The organism is Kitasatospora sp. NPDC015120, assembly GCF_043080305.1.
Taxonomy (GTDB): Bacteria; Actinomycetota; Actinomycetes; order Streptomycetales; family Streptomycetaceae; genus Kitasatospora.
The window spans coordinates 128,335-148,514 of the sequence record NZ_JBIBVJ010000010.1; the positions used below are offsets into that span (position 1 = coordinate 128,335).

A 20,180-nucleotide genomic window follows, 5' to 3' on the forward strand; every position below is an offset into this window, starting at 1 on the left:
CTACCTCAAGCGCGTGACGGCCGATCTCAAGCAGACCCGGCGCCGGTTGCACGAGGCGGAGGCCAAGGACCAGGACCCGATCGCCATCGTGGCGATGGGCTGCCGCTACCCGGGGCAGGTCAACAGCCCCGAGGAGCTCTGGCAGCTGGTCGAGCGCGGCGGCGACGCGGTCTCCGGCTTCCCCGCCGACCGCGGCTGGGACCTGGAGGACCTCTACGACCCGGACCCCGGGAGCCCCGGCACGTGCTACACCCGCGAGGGCGGGTTCCTGCACGAGGCCGGGGAGTTCGACCCGGGCTTCTTCGGGATCTCACCGCGCGAGGCGCTGGCCACCGATCCGCAGCAGCGGCTGCTCCTGGAGGTGGCCTGGGAGACCTTCGAGCGGGCCGGGATCGACCCCCTCTCGGTCAAGGGCTCCAGCACCGGCGTCTTCGTCGGCCTCGCCTACCAGGGGTACGCGGGCGACGCCGAGAACGCCCAGGAGCTGGAGGGCTACCTGCTGACCGGCACCGCGCCGAGCGTCGCCTCGGGCCGGCTCTCCTACACCTTCGGGCTCGAAGGCCCGGCGCTGACCGTGGACACCGCGTGCTCCTCCTCGCTGGTCGCCCTGCACCTGGCGGTCCAGGCGCTGCGCCGGCGCGAGTGCTCGCTCGCGCTGGCCGGCGGCGCGGCGGTGATGGCGAGCACCGGGATGTTCACCGAATTCAGCCGCCAGCAGGGCCTCTCGGTGGACGGCCGCTGCAAGTCCTTCTCCGCCGGGGCGGACGGCACCGGCTGGGGCGAGGGCGTCGGCCTGCTGCTGGTCGAGCGGCTCTCCGACGCCCGGCGCCACGGGCACCCGGTGCTGGCCGTGGTGCGCGGCAGCGCCGTCAACCAGGACGGCGCCTCCAACGGCCTGACCGCCCCGAACGGTCCCGCCCAGCAGCGGGTGATCCGCCAGGCGCTGGCGAGCGCCGGGCTCTCGCCGGCGGACGTCGACGCGGTGGAGGCGCACGGCACCGGCACCAGGCTCGGCGACCCGATCGAGGCGCAGGCGCTGCTGGCCACCTACGGGCAGGACCGGCCCGAGGAACGCCCGCTGTGGCTGGGCTCGTTGAAGTCCAACATCGGTCACACCCAGGCCGCGGCCGGGGTCGGCGGCATCATCAAGATGGTGCAGGCGCTCCAGCACGAGGTCCTGCCCAGGACCCTGCACGTGGACGAGCCGTCCCCGCACATCGACTGGTCGAGCGGCGCGGTGCGGCTGCTGACCGAGCCGGTGGCCTGGCCGGCGGGCGAGCGGCCGCGCCGCGCCGCCGTCTCCTCCTTCGGGGTGAGCGGGACCAACGCGCACACCATCATTGAGCAGGCTCCGGCCGCGCCCGAGGCGGAGGAGGAGCCGTCGGCCCGCTCCGCCCCGCTGCCCGTCAAGGCGGCGGCGCCGGTGCCCTGGGTGGTCTCCGCCCGCAGCCGGGCCGCCCTGCGCGGGCAGGCGGAACGGCTGCTCTCCCACGTCATCGGCCTGCCCGACGTGCGGCCGGTCGACGTCGCCCGCGCGCTGGCGACCTCGCGCGCCGCGCTGGAGCACCGCGCGGTGGTGGTCGGCACGGACCTCGCCGAACTCGTCGACGGCGTCCGCGCGCTGGCGGAGGGCGGCCCGGCGCCGCAGGTGGTCGAGGGGGTGACCGGCCGGGACGCCGGGCTGGCGTTCCTGTTCTCGGGCCAGGGCAGCCAGCGGCTGGGGATGGGACGTGAACTGCACGCGTCGTTCCCGGTGTTCGCGGAGGCGTTCGACGAGGTCTGCGCCGCCGTGGGCGTCCACCTCGAACGGCCCTTGCGGGACGTGGTGTTCGGCGAGGACGCGGAGCTGCTGGCGCGCACGGAGTTCACCCAGCCGGCACTGTTCGCGATCGAGGTGGCGCTGTTCCGGCTGGTGGAGTCCTGGGGGGTGCGGGCGGACTTCCTCGCCGGTCACTCGGTCGGCGAGTACGCCGCCGCGCACGTCGCGGGCGCCCTCTCGCTGCCCGGCGCCGCCGAACTGGTGGTGGCGCGCGGCCGGTTGATGCAGCAGCTGCCGACCGGTGGGGCGATGACGGCGGTGCAGGCCGCCGAGGGCGAGGTACTGCTGGCGCTGGCGGGCCGGGAGGACCGGGTGGGCATCGCGGCCGTCAACGGCCCGGCCTCGGTGGTGCTGTCGGGCACCGAGGACGCCGTCGCGGAGGTCGTCGGGCTGCTGGAGGGCCGCCGCACCAAACGGCTCACCGTCTCCCACGCCTTCCACTCGCCGCTGATGGAACCGATGCTGGCGCGCTTCCGCGAGGTCGCCGAGCGCGTCACCTTCACCGCACCCGAGCGGCCGATCGTCTCCACCCTGACCGGCCGGCTCCTCACCTTCGAGGAGCTGGCCGACCCGGACTACTGGGTGCGCCACGTGCGCCACGCCGTCCGCTTCGCCGACGCCGTGGAGACGCTCGCGGCCCAGGGCGCGACGGCGTTCCTGGAGGTCGGCCCCGGCGGCCTGACCCCGATGGTCCAGGAGACGCTGGCGGACGCCCTCGCCGTCCCCGCGCTGCGCGCCGACCGCCCCGAACCCGAGTCCTTCACCACCGCCCTCGCCCGGCTGCACGCCCATGGCACCCCCCTCGACTGGGACGCCGTGTTCGCCGGCACCGACGCCCGCCGGATCGACCTGCCCACCTACGCCTTCCAGCGGGAGTCGTACTGGCTGGAGCCGGCCGCCCGTGAGCAGCGCGAGCACCCGACGGCGGAGGGCTGGGAGTACCGGGTCACCTGGACCTCGCTGCCGCACCTCACGGCCGCCGCGCAGGGCACGGGCACGGCGCAGGGCCGCTGGCTGCTCCTGGTGCCCGCGGGCACCGGGGCGCGCAGCACCGCGGACGCGCTGCGCGGGACGCTCGCGGCCCGGGGCGCGGACGTCGGCGTGCTGGAGCTCGACGGGCCCGCCGACCGGCAGGCCCTCGCGGCGCGGCTGCGCGCGGCCGCCGACGGCGAGGTGCCCCTGCGCGCGGTCGTCTCGCTGCTCGCCCTCGGCGACGACGGCCGGAGCGACGACCGGGGGGACGACCGGGGCGAGGAGGCGGCCGCGCTGCCCGCCGGTGTGGCACCGACCCTGACCCTGGTGCAGGCCCTCGGCGACGCGGACGTCGAGGCACCGCTCTGGTGCGTGACCCGCGGCGCGGTGGCGGCCGGCGGCGCCGACGAGCCGGCCGACCCCGCCCAGGCCCAGATCTGGGGTCTGGGACGGGTCGCCGCCCTGGAGCACTCCGACCGCTGGGGCGGCCTGGTCGACCTGCCGCCGGCCGCCGGACCGGGGGAGGAGCGGCCCGCCTCCGAGGAGCCGGCACTCGCCCGGCTGGTCGCCGTCCTCACCTCGGACGGCGAGGAGGACCAGCTGGCCGTCCGCGGCACGACGGTCCTGGCCCGCCGGCTGACCCGCCTCACCCCCGAGGCCCCCGCCGCCGACGGATGGGCGCCGCGCGGCACCGTCCTGGTCACCGGCGGCACCGGTGCGCTCGGCGGCCACGTCGCCCGCTGGCTGGCCGGCCGCGGCGCCGAGCACCTGGTGCTGACCAGCCGGCGCGGCCCCGCCGCCCCGGGCGCCGACGAGCTGCGCGCCGAACTGGAGGAACTCGGCGCCCGCGTGACGATCGCCGCCTGCGACGTGGCGGACCGGGACGCGCTGGCCGCGCTGCTGGCCGGAATCCCGGCGGAGCACCCGCTCACCGGCGTGGTCCACACCGCCGGCGTCGACACCGCGGCGATGCTCGCCGACACCGACCCGGCGGCCTTCGCCGCCGTGGTCGCGGCGAAGGCCGCCGGCGCGGCCCATCTGGACGACCTGCTCGGCGACCGCCCGCTGGACGCGTTCGTGCTCTTCTCCTCGATCGCCGGGACCTGGGGCGGGGGCGGCCAGGGCGCGTACAGCGCCGCCAACGCCGCCCTGGACGCGCTGGCCCAGGCCCGCCGGGCCCGGGGCCTCGCGGCGACCGCCGTCGCCTGGGGCCCGTGGGCCGAGTCGGGCATGGCCGGCTCCGCCGAGGTGGCCGGCAGCCTGCGCCGCCGGGGCCTGCGGCCGCTGGCGCCGGGCGCCGCGATCGCCGCGCTGGCCGGGCTGCTGGAGCGCGGCGAGAGTGCCGTGACGGTGGCCGACGTGGCGTGGGAGCGGTTCGCCCCGGCGTTCACCGTGGTGCGGCCCAGTCCGCTGCTGTCGGAGCTGCCCGAGGTCCGGGCGGCCCTGCGGCCGGCCGCGGAGCCGCGCGACGGCGACCTCTCCGAGGAGGCCGGAGCGCTGCGCCGCACCCTCGCCGGGGCCGAGCCCGCCGAGCGGGAACGCGCCCTGGTGGAGCTGGTCCGCGCCGAGGCGGCCGCCGTGCTCGGGCTGCGCGGCCCCCATCTGGTCGAACCCGGACGGCCGTTCCGGGAGCTGGGCTTCGACTCGCTGACCGCGGTGGAACTGCGCGACCGGCTGACCCGGGCCACCGGCGTCCAGCTGTCCACCACCGTGGTGTTCGACCACCCCACGGCCGAGGCGCTGGCGGGGCGGCTGCTCGCCGACCTGCTGGGCGAGGCCACCGGGCCCGGCGCCGAGGACGGGCCCGTGACGGCCGACCGCGACGACGACCCGATCGTCATCGTGGCGATGAGCTGCCGCTTCCCCGGGGACGTGCGCAGCCCCGAGGACCTGTGGCAGCTGGTGGCGGGGGAGACCGACGCGATGTCGGTGTTCCCCGGCAACCGGGGCTGGGACCTGGACGCGCTCTACCACCCCGACCCCGACCACCCGGGCACCACCTACGCGCGCTCCGGCGGCTTCCTGCACGACCTGCCCGACTTCGACGCCGCCTTCTTCGGCATCTCCCCGCGCGAGGCCGTCGCCATGGACCCCCAGCAACGGCTGCTGCTGGAGACCGCCTGGGAGCTGTTCGAGCGGGCCGGCATCGACCCGACGACCGTGCGGGGCACCCCGACCGGCGTGTTCGTCGGCACCGGCTACCAGGACTACCTCCAGCGCGGCCTGGAGGTCTCCGACGACGTGGTGGGCTACCTGGGCACCGGCAACGCGGCCAGCGTGGTCTCCGGGCGGATCTCCTACACCTTCGGCCTGGAGGGCCCGGCGGTCACCGTGGACACCGCCTGCTCGTCCTCGCTGGTGGCCCTGCACATGGCCGTCCAGTCGCTGCGCCAGGGCGAGTGCTCGATGGCGCTGGCCGGCGGTGTCACCGTGATGTCCAACTCCGGTGCCTTCGTGGAGTTCAGCCGGCAGCGCGCGCTCGCCGCCGACGGCCGCTGCAAGGCCTTCGCCGCCGCCGCCGACGGCACCGGGTGGGGCGAGGGCGTCGGCCTGCTGCTGGTGGAGCGGCTCTCGGACGCCGAGCGCCGCGGCCACCGGGTGCTGGCGGTGGTGCGCGGCAGCGCGATCAACCAGGACGGCGCCTCCAACGGCCTGACGGCGCCCAACGGTCCCGCCCAGCAACGGGTGATCCGCCGGGCGCTGGCGAGCGCCGGACTGTCGGCGGCGGACGTCGACGTCGTGGAGGGGCACGGCACCGGCACCCGGCTGGGTGACCCGATCGAGGCGCAGGCGCTGCTGGCCACCTACGGCCAGGACCGTGAACGCCCGCTGTGGCTGGGGTCGTTGAAGTCCAACATCGGCCACACCCAGGCCGCCGCCGGGGTCGGCGGCATCATCAAGATGGTGCAGGCGTTCCGGCACGAGCTGCTGCCCAGGACCCTGCACGTGGACGAGCCGACCCCGCACGTCGACTGGTCGGCGGGCGCCGTGGAACTCCTCACCGAGCCGGTGGCCTGGCCCCCGGGCGGCCGTCCCCGCCGGGCCGGCGTCTCCTCCTTCGGGATGAGCGGCACCAACGCCCATGTGATCATCGAGGAACCCCCTGCGGCCCGCCCGGCCCCGGAGGCCGGCGCCGCCCCGCGGCGGCTGCCGCTGGAACCGGTGGCGGTGGTCCTGCCGCTGTCCGCCCGGACGGCCGGCGCGCTGGAGGAGCAGGCGGCCTCGCTCGCCGCACTGCTCCGCGCGCGGCCCGAGCTGCGGCCCGAGGACGTCGGCCACTCGCTCGCCACCACCCGCGCCGCCTTCGAACAGCGGGCGGTCGTGGTGGGCGGCGACCGGGCGGAGCTGACCGCGGGTCTGGAAGCGCTGGCGACCGGCGGCTCGCACCGGCTGGTGGCACGCGGCACCGCGGGCGGCGAGCCGAAGACCGTGTTCGTCTTCCCCGGCCAGGGCTCGCAGTGGTCCGGCATGGCGGTCGGCCTGCTGGACTCCTCCCCGGTGTTCCGCGACAGCGTCGCCGCCTGCTCCCGGGCGCTGGCCCCGTACGTGGACTGGCGCGCGGAGGACGTGCTGCGCGAGGTGCCCGGTGCGCCCGGCCTTGACCGGATCGAGGTCATCCAGCCGGTGCTCTGGGCGGTCATGGTCTCGCTCGCCGAGCTGTGGCGTTCCTGCGGGGTGCGGCCCGCCGCCGTGGTCGGGCACTCGCAGGGCGAGATCGCGGCCGCCTGCAGCGCGGGCGCGCTGTCGCTGGAGGACGGCGCGCGGATCGTGGCGCTGCGCAGCCGGCTGCTGGCCGGGGTGCCGGGCGGCATGGTCTCGGTGCCGCTGCCGGAGGCGGAGGCCGCCGGGCGGCTGGAGCGCTGGGAGGGGCGCCTGAGCGTCGCCGCGGTCAACGGCCCGCAGAGCGTGGTGGTGGCCGGCGACCTCGACGCCGTGGCGGAACTGCTCGCCGTCTGCGAGGCCGAGGGGGTGGCGGCCAAGCGGGTCCGGGTGGACTGCCCCTCGCACTGCCCCCAGGTCGAGGTCCTGCGCGAGGAACTCGCCGGGATGCTGGCCGGGATCACCCCGAAGGCGCCGGCCGTGCCCTTCTACTCCACCGTCACCGGCGAGGTGGTCGAGGGCGCCGAGCTGGACGCCGACTACTGGTACCGCAACCTGCGCCGGCCGGTGCAGTTCGAGCGGGCCGCCCGGCGGCTGCTGGCCGACGGCCACCAGGTGTTCGTCGAGGTCAGCCCGCACCCGGTGCTGGCGTTCGGCCTCCAGGAGACCGTCGACGCCGTCACCCGCGAGGAGGACGGGGCACCGGACGCCGACGCGCGGCGCGGGCTGCCACCCGCCGTGGTGCCCACCCTGCGGCGCGGCGACGGCGGCGCCCGGCGCTTCCTGATCTCGCTGGGCGAGGCCCACACCCACGGGGTGCGGCCCGACTGGTCCGCCGTCTTCGCGGGCTGGGACGCGCGGGAGACGGACCTGCCGACCTACCCCTTCCAGCGCCGTCGGTACTGGCTGGAGACGGCCGCCCGGCCCGCCGCAGCGGCGGCGGCCCCGGAGGCGGACGCCGAGTTCTGGGCGGCCGTCGAACGCGAGGACCTGGCGTCGCTGACCGGGGACGGGCGGCTGGCGCAGGACGCCACGCTGCGCTCGGCCCTGCCCGCGCTCTCCGCCTGGCACCGGCGCCGCCGCGAGGACGCCGAGGCGGACGGCTGGCGCTACCGGATCAGCTGGCAGTCCGTCCCGGAGCCGGCCGTGCCGGGCCCGGCCGGGAGCTGGCTGGTACTGCTTCCGCCGGAGCCGGTGGCCGGTCCCGCCGCCGGGATCGCGCTGAACGCCCTGGCCCTGCACGGCGCCGAGGTGGTCCGGCTGAGCGTGAGCGACGACGAGGACCGGCGGGCGCTGGCCGGGCGGCTGCGCGAGGCCGCCGACGGCCTCGGCGCGGACGGCCCGCGTGGGGTGCTGTCGCTGCTCGCGCTCGACGAGCGGCCCCACCCCGGGCATCCGGGCCTGTCCCTGGGCCTGGGCCGGACCCTGACGCTGGTGCAGGCGCTCGGCGACGCCGGGATCGCGGCCCGGCTGTGGTGCGCCACCCGGGCGGCGGTCTCCGTCGACGGGCCCGACACCGGCGCCCGCGACACCGCCCCCGCTCCGCTGCGCGGCACCGCCCAGGCGCAGGTCTGGGCGCTGGGGCGGGTCGCCGCCCTGGAACTGCCCGCCCGCTGGGGCGGTCTGGTCGACCTGCCCGGGGGCGCGGCGGCCACCGACGGCCGGATCCTGCGCCGCCTGGCCGCGGTGCTCTGCGGCGCCACCGCCGAGGACCAGCTCGCGGTGCGGGCCGACGGCACGTACGCGCGGCGGCTGGTGCGGGCCCCGCGCCCGGCCGGTCCCGCCGCGCGGCCCTGGCGGGTGCGCGGCACCGTGCTGGTCACCGGGGGCACCGGCTTCATCGGCGGCCGGGTGGCCCGTGCGCTCGCCGCCGACGGCGCCGAGCACCTGGTGCTGGCCAGTCGCGCCGGGGCCGCCGCCGAGGGTGCCGAGCAGCTGCGGGGCGAACTGGAGGCACTGGGCGCCAAGGTGACGCTCGCCGCCTGCGACCTCGCGGACCGGGCGGCGGTCGCCGGACTCGTGGCCACGCTGGACGACCTGGCGCCGCTCAGTGCCGTGGTGCACGCCGCCGGAGTGGGCGGCGCGCCCGCGCTGCTCGCCGACACCACCGAGGCGGACCTCGCCGCCGTGCTGGGCGCGAAGGCGCTGGGCGCCGCGCACCTGGACGACCTGCTGGGGGAGCGGGAGCTGGACGCGTTCGTGCTCTTCTCCTCCGGCGCCGCGGCCTGGGGCAGCGGCGCCCAGGCCGGCTACGCGGCCGCCAACGCCTTCGTGGACGCGCTCGCCGAGAACCGCCGCGCCCGCGGGCTGGCCGCCACCGCCGTCGCCTGGGGCGCCTGGGGCGGCGGCGGCATGGTCGACGCCGCCGCCGGGGAGCGGCTGCGGCTGCGCGGCCTGGAGCCGATGAGCCCCGAGCTGGGAGTCCTGGCGATGCGCCGCGCGGTGGAGTGCGAGGACACCACGCTGGTGGTCGCCGCCGTGGACTGGGAGCGCTTCGTGCCGGGCTTCACCGCGGCCCGGCCCAGCCCGCTGATCGGCGCGCTGCCCGAGGTCGCCCGGCTGCTCGCCGCGCAGGAGGGCGAGGAGGCCGCCGAGGACGGCGCCGAGCCTCCGCTGCTGCGCCGGCTGGCGGGCCTGGCCGTCACCGAACACGCCTCGGAGGTCGTGGAGTTCGTCCGCGGCGAGGCCGCGGCCGTGCTCGGTCACCCCTCGAAGGAGTCGGTCCAGGCCCAGCACGTCTTCCTGGAGCTGGGCTTCGACTCGCTCACCGCCGTCGAGTTCGGCAAGCGGCTCAGCCGGGCCAGCGGCCTTCGGCTGCCGAGCACGCTGGCCTTCGACCACCGCACCCCGGCCGAGGTGGGGCGCCGGTTGCTGGCCCTGCTGGCGGAGCGCGGCGGCCCCCGGGCCGGGGAGCCCGCGGGCGCGCCGCAACCGGCGCAGCCGCAGCCGGAGCCGGAGTCGCAGGACCTGATCGTCTCGCTCTACCGCCGGGCCGGGGAACTCGGCCGGATGGCGGAGGGGATCGAGCTGGTCACCGCCGCCGCCCGGCTGCGGCCGGTCTTCGCCGCGGACTCGGCCGCCGACCACCTGCCCGCGCCGGTGCTCTTCGCGCAGCACCGGGAAGGCCCGCAACTCGTCTGCCTGGGCCCGTACATGGCGCCGTCGGGCGTTCACCAGTACGCCCGGTTCGCCGCCGCGTTCGGCGGCCGGCGCGGCATCTGGGCGCTGTCCGAGCCGGGCTTCGTCCCGGGGGAGGCCCTGCCGCAGGACGTCGCCGCGCTGGTCGAGGTGCACGCCACGGCCATCGAACGCAGCGTGGGCGGCCGGCCGGTGGTGCTGGTCGGCTACTCCTCGGGCGGCTGGGTGGCCCACGCGGTCGCCTGCCACCTGGAGCGGCTCGGCCGTCCGGTGGCGGGGATCGTCATGCTGGACAGCTTCACCCGGCGCGAGCGGATGGGCGAGCGCTTCCAGTCGGCGGTGGTGGAGGGGCAGTCGGAGCGCTTCGGCTTCGTCTCCGCGCCGGGCACCCAGCTCACCGCGATGGGCGGCTACCTGCGGATCTTCGAGGACTGGGACGCCCCGCGGGCCGCCGCGCCGACGCTGGTCGTCCGGGCCGCGGAATGGATGGCCCGGGGCGGGGCGGACGCCGACGACCGCCCCGCCGCCCCCGAGCACGCCGACACCGTGGTCGAAGTGCCCGGGAACCACTACACCCTGATGGAACGTCACGCCCACGAGGCCGCCGCGGCGGTCGACGCCTGGCTGGACACGCTCGGCCCGGCGGGGCAGTGACCACCGCCGGCGGCCCCCTCCCACCCACGACGCAAGGAGCGACACCTCCCGTGAACCATCCCGCTGACGACGACCGGTGGATCCGCAGGTTCCACCCGCGCCCCGACGCCGCGGTCCGGCTGGTCTGCCTGCCGCACGCGGGCGGCTCCGCGAGCTACTTCCTCCCGGTCTCCCGGGCGATGCCGCCGTCCGTGGACGTCCTGTGCGTCCAGTACCCCGGACGCCAGGACCGCCGCGCCGAACCGCTCGTCGACAACGTCCCCGACCTCGCCGACCAGGTCTTCGCCGCGCTGCTGCCCTGGACGGACCGGCCGCTGGCCCTCTTCGGCCACAGCCTGGGCGCCACCCTGGCGTTCGAGGTCGCCCGGCGCCTGGAGCGGCAGAAGGGGCTGGTGGCGGCCGGCCTGTTCGCCTCCGGCCGCCGCGCCCCCTCCACCCACCGCACCGAGACCGTGCACCTGCGCGACGACGACGGCCTGATCGCCGAGATCCGCGGCCTGAGCGGCACCGACGACCGGCTGCTCGGCGACGAGGAGATCCTGCGGATGATCCTGCCCGCCACCCGCGCCGACTACCGGGCCGCCGAGACCTACGCCTACGAGCCCGGCGAGGCCCTGCGCTGCCCGCTGTCCGCCCTGGTCGGCGACGACGACCCCAAGGTCACCGTCGACGAGGCCGCCGCCTGGGCCGACCACACCGAGGGCCCCTTCGACCTGCGGGTCTTCCCCGGCGGCCACTTCTACCTGGCCGACCACCAGGCCGCGGTCATCGAGGCGCTGACCGAGCGGCTGACCGCACGCTGAGCGTCCCGGCCCGCGCGGACGCGCCGGCCCCGGAGCGGCGGACACCCGCTCCGGGGCCGGCGCGGCCCCCGCTCCCCGCCCTCCAGGCATCCCTCCGGGGCGCGACGGCCCAGGTCAGGGCAGTGACGCCGGGTAGGTAGACTCTCCGGGGACCGGGCGGACCCCGGTTCCGGCGGGCGAGTGCGGACGGGACGAGTCGGAGATGGCGGCAGCGGACGGTCCACTGTCCCGCAGCGGTCTGCGCGGCCGGGAGGCCGAGCTGGCCGAGCTCACCGCGCTGATCGCGTCGGTCGCCCGCACCGGAAGCGGCGGGCTGGCCCTGATCCAGGGCGAACCGGGCATCGGCAAGACCACGCTGCTCGCCGAGGCCGTCTCCAGGGCGAGGGCGGCGGGCTTCTCGGCCGGCGTCGGCAAGGCCGACGAACTGCACCACATCGTGCCCCTCTCGTCGCTGGCCACCTCCGTCCTGCACGGCGAGCGGCCGCTGCTCTCCGGCGACGACTTCGCCGACCTCGCCCGCCACCACGACCAGCGGATCTGGCTGGTGGAACGACTCGCGGAGGCCATCGAGGCGCGGGCGGGCGGCATGCCGGTCCTGGTCGGCCTGGACGACGTGCAGTGGGCCGACACGCTGAGCCGCTTCGCCCTGCAGCAGCTCCCGACCCGCCTGCGGACCTCGCCGGTGCTCTGGCTGCTCACCGGCCGGCGCGCGCCCGCCGCTCCGGCGGAGGAGATCGTCGCCGCCGCGGCCGGGAACCTCCCGACGCTCACCGTCCCGCTGGGCCCGCTGTCCGGGGAGGCCATCGGCCGGCTGGCCCGCGACACGCTCGGCACGCCGGTCGGCACAGCGGCGCGGGAACTGCTCGACGGAGCGGGCGGCAACCCCTTCCTGGCGGTCGAGATGCTCAGGGGCCTGCGCACGGCGGGGGCGGCGGACCACCCCGTGCCGCCGGGCCTGGTGGTGGGCGTGCGCGGCCGGCTGCGGTCCCTGCGGCCGGACACCCTGGGCTTCCTCCAGATGGGAGCGGTCCTGGGGCGCGGCTTCGGCTTCGACGCCGCCGCCGCGCTCTGCGGCCGGCCCGCCGCCGCCCTGGTCCCGGCGCTGGAGGAGGCCGTGGGCGCCGGGCTCCTGGACGACGACGGCGACCGGCTGGCGTTCCGGCACGACCTGCTGCGCCAGGCGGTCTACGCCGGCATCCCGCCCTCGGCCCGCAAGGCCCTGCACCGGGAGGCCGCCCGCAGCCTGGTCGCGGCGGGGCACCGGCCGGTCGACGCGGTGCCGCACATCCTCCGGGGAGCCCTGCCCGGGGACGAGGAGGCCGTGCAGCTGCTGCGGCGCGCGGCCGACGACGTGCTGCCGGTGACACCGGAGCTCGCCGCCGACCTCATGACGCGCGCCCTGGAACTCGCCCCCTCGCCGGGCCCGCTGCGGTTCGGCGCGGGGGAGCAGGCCGTCCGCTGCCTGACCCGGGCGGGCCGGAGCCCGCAGGCCCTGGCGACGGGAGACGCGCTGCTCGCCGAGCGGCCGCCGCTGGAGGACTTCGGGCGGCTGCAGGCCGCCCTCGGCGGCACGCTGTGGGACCTCGACCTGGCCGGCGAGCTGCGCCGGCGGACCGAGGCCGCCCTCGCCACGGGCGCCGCCGCCCCGGAGGTCGCGGCGAGGCTGGCCGCCCTGCGCACGCTGGCCCTGTCCCGCGAACCGGACCTGGTCGCGGCGCGCGAGGCCGGCGAGGCCGCGCTGCGGGCCGCCACCGCCACCGGCGACCGGGAGGCGCACGTCCTGGCGCTGTCCGCGCTCGGCGAGATCGCCCAGAACGCGGGGGAGAGCGCCACCGCGCTGGAACGCTTCGCCGCGCTGAGCGCCCTCGATCCGGCCTTCCTGCCCGAGGAGGTCGTCGCGCACCTGCACCTGGACGACTTCGGGTCCGCCGGGCGGCTGCTCCTGGGCGAGGCCGACACCGGCGCGGCGCGTCAGGCAATGCTGGCATGGGCCCAGGGCCAGCACGACCTCGGCCTCGGCCGGCTCGACGACGCCGAGGCCCACCTGGTGACCATGGAACGGCTGGAGGACGAGCTGCGGATCCGCGTCCAGCAGGTGAACGGCCGGGTGCTCCGCTCCCGGATCGCGCTGCTGCGCGGTGAGCGCGCGGCGGCGCGGGAGCAGCTGGCCGCCGCCCGGGAACGGCTGGCGGCCAAGCCGAACCCGGGCAACACCGCCGCCGTGGGCTTCCTGGAGGCCCTCCACGCCGGGGCCGACGGCGAGCTCGACCGCGCCGCCGAGCGGATCCGGCTGGTGCAGCGGCAGGGCCCCTTCATGCGCTGGCGGATCCTGCGCACCTCGGTGGCCCTCGCCACCCGCCTGGCGCTGCGCGCCGGGGAGCGCGAACTCGCCGAGGACCTCGCCGCCCAGGCCGCCGCCCACGCGGACCGCAACCCCGCCGTGCCGACGGCCACCGGCCTCGCGGCGCAGGCCCGCGGGCTCGTGGCGGACGACCCCGCCCTGCTCGCCCGCGCCGCGGAACTGCTCGGCGCGAGCCCCCGCCCGCTGGTGCGCGCCGACGCCTGCGCCGACCTGGGGCGCGCGCTGCTGGCGGCGGGCCGCACGCGCCCGGCGGTGGCCGCGCTGACGCGGGCCCGGGACGCCTTCGCCGCGTCCGGCGGCCACGGCGCGGCGGCCCGGGTGCAGCGGGTGCTGGCGGACGCGGGGGCGTCCGGCGCCCGCCGGACGGCCACCGCCCCGCGACCCGTGCAGGGGTGGGAGTCCCTCACGGCCTCGGAGCGCCGGATCGCGCGCCTGGTCGCCGAGGGCCACACCAACCGCTCGGCCGCCGAGCAGCTCTTCCTCTCCCCGCACACCGTCAACACCCATCTGACGTCCGCCTTCCGCAAGCTGTCGGTCAACTCCCGGGTGCAGCTCGCCAACCTGGTCATGAGCCTGCCCGCCGACTGAGGGCACTTGGTACGTTCACGCGATGCGCCGCCCCGGCCGGGCGCGCTTGGCTGGGGCCACCACCGAGTCGGAGGTCGCCGGAGTGCACCGATCCAGCCCCTTACTGCCGACCGTCGTGCTCGTGCACGGCGCGTTCGCGGACGCCTCGACCTGGGCGGAGGTCGCCGCCCGGCTGCGCGCCGACGGACTGGCCGTGCACACCCCCGCGAACCCGCTGCGCGGTCTGGCGCACGACGCCGACCGCATCGGGAGCGTGGTGCGCGCACTCGACGGTCCCGTGGTGCTGGTCGGCCACGACTACGGCGGCGCGGTCATCACCCAGCCCGCCGCCGGGGGCGCGGACCACGTGGTGGCGCTGTGCTACGTCGCGGCCTTCGGCCCGGACGCCGGCGAGAGCGTCCTGGACGTCGCCGCCCGCTTCGCCCCGGCCCCGGTGGCCGACGCGACGCTCACCGTCACCCTGCCCGCCCGGCCGCCCGACGGCCCGCGGCGCGCCCTGGCCGTCCGCGCCGAGCGCTTCCCGCAGCTCTACGCGGCCGATCTGCCGCCCGGCGCCCGGGAGTCGGCCGGCGGGGTCCGGCACCCGGTCGCCTGCCGCGCGCTGGGCGAGCCCTCGGGCCCGCCGGCCTGGGCCGCCAAGCCGTCCTGGTACGCGATCGCGACCGCCGACCGGATCGTCAACCCCACCGCCCAGCGCTTCATGGCCCAGCGCATGGCCGCCACCGAACTCGTGCTGGACGCCTCGCACGCGCTCGCGCTGTCCCGGCCCGACGCCGTGGCGGGGATGATCCGGGAGGCCGCCGGCCTGACGGGGCTCCCGCCGTGGGGCTTCCCGGACACCCCCGGCGGGCGCCCGACCTGGGGTGTTTAAGATGTGGTCGAGTGGAAGGCGCCGGTTCGGGTCATCGTGACGTCACGGGAGTCCCCACGCGCACGACAGCGGCCGTTCCCGGCCACGAACAGTCACCCGACGAGGCACTCCACCATGATCCTTCCGGCCCCGCGGCCGACGCGGCGTCCCGCCGCCGGCCTGGCCGCCGTCATGGCCCTGGTCGCGCTCGCCACCGGATGCGGCGCCGGAACCGGCAGCAGTGAGGACCCCGGCACCATCACGGTGCTCGACTACTACACCGACCGCACCGAGCACGCCCAGTGGGACGAGATGCTCTCCGCCTGCGGGCGGCGGGCCGGCGTCCGCGTCGAGCAGACGAGCGTCCCGCCGGCCTCGCTCGTCCCCAAGGTCCTTCAGCAGGCCTCCGCCCGGACCCTGCCCGACCTGCTGATGCTGGACAACGCCGACCTGCAGCAGATCGCCCGGACCGGCGCGCTGACGCCGCTGGAGCGCTACGGCATCGACACCGCCGGCTTCTCCGAGCCCATTCTGTCCGCCGGCACCTACCGGGGCGAGGTGTACGGGCTGGCGCCCTACGTCAGCACGGTCGCCCTCTTCTACAACGAGGACATGCTCGCCGAGGCCGGTGTCGCCGTGCCGCGGACCTGGGACGAGCTGAAGGACGCGGCCGCCCGGCTCACCCGCCCCGGACGCCACGGCATGGCGGTCGACGCGAGCGCCACGTTCGAGAGCAGCTGGCAGTTCCTGCCCTTCCTGTGGTCCAACGGCGGGGACGAGCGGCACCTGGACAGCCCCCAGGCCGCCCAGGCCCTCCGGCTCTGGGCCGACCTGGTGACGAGCGGATCCATGGCGAAGTCGGTGCTGAACTGGACGCAGGCCGACGTCCACGACCAGTTCGCCGCCGGCCGGACGGCCATGATGATCAACGGACCGTGGCGGATCCCCGCGCTGAACGAGGACCCGTCCCTGCACTGGGCGGTGGCGCCCGTCCCCGTGCCGCAGGCGGGGGCGACCCCGGTCACCCCGCTCGGCGGCGAGGTGTGGACGGTCCCGCAGAACCCCTCCGCCGCCCGGCAGGAGAAGGCCGCTCAGGTGCTCGCCTGCCTCACCGAACCCTCGAACATGCTCACCCTGGCCCGTCAGCACGTCACGGTCCCCTCCCGCCCGCAGACCGCCGCGCAGTACGCGGAGCAGAACCCGTCGACGGCCGTCTTCGTCCAGGGCGTGGAGAACGCGCGGACCCGTACGGGACAGCTCGGCGTGGGGTGGCCGAAGGCGGCGACCGGGATCTACACCGCGATCCAGTCCGTGCTGAGCGGGCAGCAGACCCCGGAGGAAGCCCTCCGGCACGCCCAGCGGACCGCGACCGGTGACTGACCGGTGGCGCCCGGGGCCGCGGCTGTCCCGGTGGCTGTTCGTGCTGCCCGCCGCGGCGTACCTGCTGCTCTTCTTCGGCTACCCGCTCGTCGAGAACGTCGTGATGAGCTTCCAGCACTACACGGCCGACACGTTCTACACGGGCGACGCCCCGTTCGCCGGACTGCGCAACTACCGGGCGGTCCTCTCCTCGGAGGCGTTCACCGGGGCCCTGCCGACCACCGTGCTGTTCACCGCGGGCTCGGTGCTCGGGCAGGCCGCCGTCGGCCTGGCCCTCGCGCTGTTCTTCCGGCGCAGCTTCCCGCTCGGCGGCGTCCTGCGTTCGCTGCTGCTGCTGCCCTGGCTGCTGCCGCTGGTGGTGTCCGGCACGACGTGGCGCTGGATGCTCGACCCCGACTCGGGGGTCGTCAACACGGTGCTGCGCGGACTCCGCCTCTCCACGGCCGGCGTCCCCTGGCTCACCGACCCCTCGCAGGCGCTGGTGTCGGTGATCCTCGTCAACGTCTGGGTCGGCGTCCCCTTCGCCACCGCGCTCCTGTACGGCGGCCTGCAGGGCATCCCCCCGCACCTGTACGAGGCGGCGGAGCTGGACGGCGCCGGACCGCTGGCGTCGTTCCGGCACATCACCTGGCCGCTGCTGCGGCCCGTGGTGAACGTCGTGCTGGTGCTGGGCGTGGTCTACACGGTCAAGGTGCTGGACGTCGTCCTCGTGGTGACCGGCGGCGGGCCGGGCGGCGCCACCGAGACCCTCGCCACCCGGGCCTACGAGCTCTCCTTCCGGCAGTTCGAGTTCGGGCGCGGCGCCGTGCTGGGCAATGTGCTGATCGCCGTCTCGTTCCTGGCCGCCCTGGTCCACCTGCGGGCCGAGCGCCGTGCCCGGGCGCTGTGAGCCCGTGAGGCGCGCCCGGGGCCGCGGCCCGCTGTCCACCGTCGTCGCGATCGTCCTGCTGGCGCTGATGCTGTTCCCCGTCTACTGGATGGTGAACGCCTCCCTCCAGCCGGCGGGCAACACCCTGCGGGGCGGCTGGTTCCCGCTCCACCCGGACTTCGGCGGCTACGCCGTCGCGCTGCGCGAGCAGGGGCGCAATCTCGTCACCAGCCTGGTGGTGGCCCTCGGCAGCGTGGTGCTCAGCCTCGCGCTCGCCGCCCCCGCCGCCCATGCGCTGGCCCGGTTCTCCCTGCGCGGCACCCGCCTCGTGCTGCTCGGCGTGCTCGTCACCCAGACGGTGCCGGGCGTCGTCCTCGCCAACGCCCTCCACGGCGCCTACGCCGACCTGGGCCTGCTCGACTCCCACCTCGGCCTGGTCCTCGCCGACTCCACCGCCGGGGTCCCCTTCGCGATCGTCGTCCTGCACGCGTTCATGCGGACCCTCCCCGGGGAGATCATCGACGCGGCCCGGGTGGACGGCGCCGGCCGGCTGCGGGTCTTCTGGTCCGTGGTGCTCCCGCTGAGCACCAACGCCCTGGTCACCGCCGCCGTCTTCACCTTCCTCCTCGCCTGGAGCGACGTCCTCTTCGCGCTCACCCTGACCACCACCCCGTCGGTGCGGCCGGTCACCCTGGGCATCTACCAGTACCTCGGGGCCCACACGGACCAGTGGAACGCCGTGATGGCGACCTCCGTCCTGGCGGCCGTCCCCGCCGCGCTGCTGCTGGTCGTCTCCCAGCGCTTCGTCACCGCCGGCGCCACCGACGGCGCCCTGCGGTGAGGCACACCCGGCCCCGGCCCCGGGCCGGCCTGCCGATCTAGCGTGTTCACGCGATGCGCCGCCCCCGGGTCCGCTGGCACGGTGAAGTCCGAGGCACACCGGCCGAAGGACGGGGATCATGGCAACGGACGTCCGGGAACGAAGCTCGCGCGGCGGCATCCGCACCACCGGCGCGCCGCCCGCCGGGCGCGAGCGGGCGCTGTGGCGCGAGGCGCTGGCCCGGACGCTCGGCGCCGCGCCCCTGACCGTCCCGGGTGAGCCGTCCTGCGGCACGGTCCGCACCTCCGCGCTCGGCCGGCTCCGGACCGCCACCGTGGAGGGCGGCGGCCTGTCCGCCCTGCGGAGCGGGCGGACCGCCGGAACGGACGGCCGGGCCGCGTCCGTGGTGGTCACCCTGCTGGACACCGGCGCCGCCCGGCTGGAACAGGACGGCCGGGAAGCGGTCCTGCGGCCCGGGGACGTCGTCGTCCACGATCTGGCCCGCCCCTTCCGGCTCGCCCTCCCCGGCGACTTCCGGGTGAAGTGCCTCGTGCTGCCGAGGGACGTCCTGGGCCTGAGCGCGTCCGAGACCGCTCAGGTGACCGCCCGCCGGTTCGGCGCCGACACGCCGCTCGGCTGCCTGCTCTCGCCGCTGCTGGCCGGGCTCGTGGACGGCGCCGGGGAGTACGCCCCGCACACCCTCAAGCTGATGGCCCGCAATGCCGTGGACCTGCTCGGCCTGCTCGCCGACGAGGTGCTCGGGCGCAGCGGCGCGCAGACGCCCGGCGGGGACCGGGCGCTGCTGCTGCGGATCCAGGAGTACATCGACCGGCACCTCGCGGACCCCGAGCTGACCCCGGAGGTCATCGCCCAGGCCCACCACATCTCCCTGCGCTACCTGCACAAGCTGTTCGAGGGCGAGGACGCCACGGTCCGCCGGTGGATCCAGCGGCGCCGGCTCAGGGAGTGCCGCCACGACCTGGCGCTCCACCGCCACACGACGATCTCCGCGGTGGCGCACCGCTGGGGCTTCACCAGCGCCGCGCACTTCAGCCGGGCGTTCCGGGCGGCCTACGGGATGTCCCCGCGCGAATGGCGCGCCGTCCAGGAGTCTGCGCCGGGGGCGGAGCACGCACCGGCCGCGGGCGGTGCGCCGTCCGACCGGACCCCGGCCGACGGCTACAGGCTCCGGCGCACGCCCGCCTGCGTCTCCAGCCCGCGCAGCTGACCGGACAGCCCCGCGTGCATGGCGAGGTGCGCGGGCCCGCTGCGCCCGATCGGCAGCACCTCCCTGCCCCGCAACTCCTCCAGCATCAGGGCGTAGGCCGCGTACATGGCGACCGCCGCGAGGAGCAGGCCCAGCGCTCCGGCGAGGTGGCCCAGCCAGGCCGCGCCCGACAGCCCGTGCAGCGCGGCGACGAAGTAGCGCGGCGTGGCGATCATCAGCAGCAGCCACAGCGCCCTCTTCGGCCTCGCCACCGAGGCCATCAGGGCGGCGAACACCGTGAACGCCAGGTTCATCACGCCCAGCACCTGCGCCCCGCCCCGCGCCTCCGCCGCCGAGACCAGCCCGTTGGCCAGCCAGGCACCGGCGAACCCGCCCATCAGCGTCGCCGCGATGACGTCACGGGCGCCGAAGGCGAGGATGCTGACCAGCAGCTGGAGCACGAACGCGGAGAAGACCGTGAGCGCCACGGCCTGCCGGCCCGCACCGTCGATCAGACCGAGCTGGAGGCTGCTGGTCACGGCCGAGGCGATGGCCACCGCGAAGAAGCCCAGCGGCAGCGGCGAGGCGATGGGCCGCAGGTGGATCCGGGCCATCGCGCGCGGGTCCGGCTCCTGCCCGCCGCCGGGCACCGGCCCGGTGTCCGGGGCGGCCTCCCGCCACGCCGCCGGGTCCGGTCCCGACACCCGCTGCTCCTCCGCCGCCGCTGCCGTCATGGTCACGCTCCTCTTCGCTCGCTGCCTCGCGGTCCGCCGTGGGGGCGGACCCGTGGCAGAACGATAGGAATCAGGGCGAACCGTGACTTGTCCCGCGGCGTACCGGCACTGTCGCGCCCGTGCCCCGGTGACCCGGGGCGGGCGGGGGCCGGCCGTGGCCGTCCGGCCCGGCCGGGGACCCCGGCCCCCGGTGGCGCCACGCGGCGCCACCCGGCGCCATGAGGTGCCATCAGGTGGGTCCGGGTGGTCGCGGGGGCGCCCGGCCCTCGCGGTGATGCCCGGTGTGCCGCCGTCACAGGCCTCCCGCCTGCGGCTTCGTGCCCCAGGGGCAACGACTTCGGGCCGCCGGGGGCGGGCGGCGCCACCATGGCTTGCCATGGCGCCA

At 76.9% G+C, this 20,180-nt stretch carries 8 protein-coding genes and 1 pseudogene; 8 read left to right on the forward strand and 1 reads right to left on the reverse strand.

Features of this window, described 5'->3' with window-relative positions; all coding sequences use genetic code 11:
- Positions 1-16 precede the first annotated feature (16 nt).
- The 8 genes and pseudogenes from ACF1AK_RS22720 to ACF1AK_RS22755 form a co-directional block, all read left to right on the forward strand.
- Positions 17-10,183, forward strand: a pseudogene (locus ACF1AK_RS22720) (type I polyketide synthase); the annotation flags it as partial.
- 50 nt (positions 10,184-10,233) lie between these two features.
- Positions 10,234-10,986 (forward strand): thioesterase II family protein, encoded by a 753-nt coding sequence (locus tag ACF1AK_RS22725; RefSeq protein WP_391500634.1) that lies wholly within the window; start codon positions 10,234-10,236, stop codon positions 10,984-10,986.
- Between the two features lie 202 nt (positions 10,987-11,188).
- The gene (locus ACF1AK_RS22730; protein WP_391500635.1) at positions 11,189-13,936 is read left to right on the forward strand and encodes a helix-turn-helix transcriptional regulator; all 2,748 of its coding nucleotides are present in this window, start codon (positions 11,189-11,191) and stop codon (positions 13,934-13,936) included.
- 82 nt (positions 13,937-14,018) lie between these two features.
- Positions 14,019-14,807: an alpha/beta fold hydrolase gene (locus tag ACF1AK_RS22735; protein ID WP_391500636.1), complete on the forward strand. Its 789-nt coding sequence runs from the start codon at positions 14,019-14,021 to the stop codon at positions 14,805-14,807.
- 114 nt (positions 14,808-14,921) lie between these two features.
- The gene (locus ACF1AK_RS22740) at positions 14,922-16,166 is read left to right on the forward strand and encodes an extracellular solute-binding protein (protein WP_391500637.1); all 1,245 of its coding nucleotides are present in this window, start codon (positions 14,922-14,924) and stop codon (positions 16,164-16,166) included.
- Positions 16,159-17,055 (forward strand): carbohydrate ABC transporter permease, encoded by an 897-nt coding sequence (locus ACF1AK_RS22745; protein WP_391500638.1) that lies wholly within the window; start codon positions 16,159-16,161, stop codon positions 17,053-17,055. The genes ACF1AK_RS22740 and ACF1AK_RS22745 overlap by 8 nt, the downstream gene beginning before the upstream one ends.
- A gap of 67 nt (positions 17,056-17,122) precedes the next feature.
- Entirely contained in the window at positions 17,123-17,875 is a 753-nt protein-coding gene (locus ACF1AK_RS22750) for a carbohydrate ABC transporter permease (protein WP_391500747.1), read from the forward strand.
- A gap of 118 nt (positions 17,876-17,993) precedes the next feature.
- Positions 17,994-19,082, forward strand: a complete 1,089-nt coding sequence (locus ACF1AK_RS22755; RefSeq protein WP_391500639.1) for a helix-turn-helix domain-containing protein — start codon at positions 17,994-17,996, stop codon at positions 19,080-19,082.
- Here the strand turns inward: ACF1AK_RS22755 and ACF1AK_RS22760 are convergent.
- Positions 19,034-19,795, reverse strand: coding sequence for a GPR1/FUN34/YaaH family transporter (locus ACF1AK_RS22760; protein ID WP_391500640.1), 762 nt, complete (start codon positions 19,793-19,795; stop codon positions 19,034-19,036). The two genes, ACF1AK_RS22755 and ACF1AK_RS22760, sit on opposite strands and share 49 nt — an antisense overlap.
- Positions 19,796-20,180 lie beyond the last annotated feature (385 nt).

What these genes read in the sequence shown, in the direction of transcription:
- ACF1AK_RS22730 (WP_391500635.1), top strand. Translation starts at nt 11,189, where the DNA reads ATGGCGGCAGCGGACGGTCCACTGTCCCGCAGCGGTCTGCGCGGCCGG.
- ACF1AK_RS22740 (WP_391500637.1), top strand. Translation starts at nt 14,922, where the DNA reads ATGATCCTTCCGGCCCCGCGGCCGACGCGGCGTCCCGCCGCCGGCCTG.
- ACF1AK_RS22750 (WP_391500747.1), top strand. Translation starts at nt 17,123, where the DNA reads ATGCTGTTCCCCGTCTACTGGATGGTGAACGCCTCCCTCCAGCCGGCG.
- ACF1AK_RS22755 (WP_391500639.1), top strand. Translation starts at nt 17,994, where the DNA reads ATGGCAACGGACGTCCGGGAACGAAGCTCGCGCGGCGGCATCCGCACC.
- ACF1AK_RS22760 (WP_391500640.1), bottom strand. Translation starts at nt 19,795, where the DNA reads ATGACGGCAGCGGCGGCGGAGGAGCAGCGGGTGTCGGGACCGGACCCG.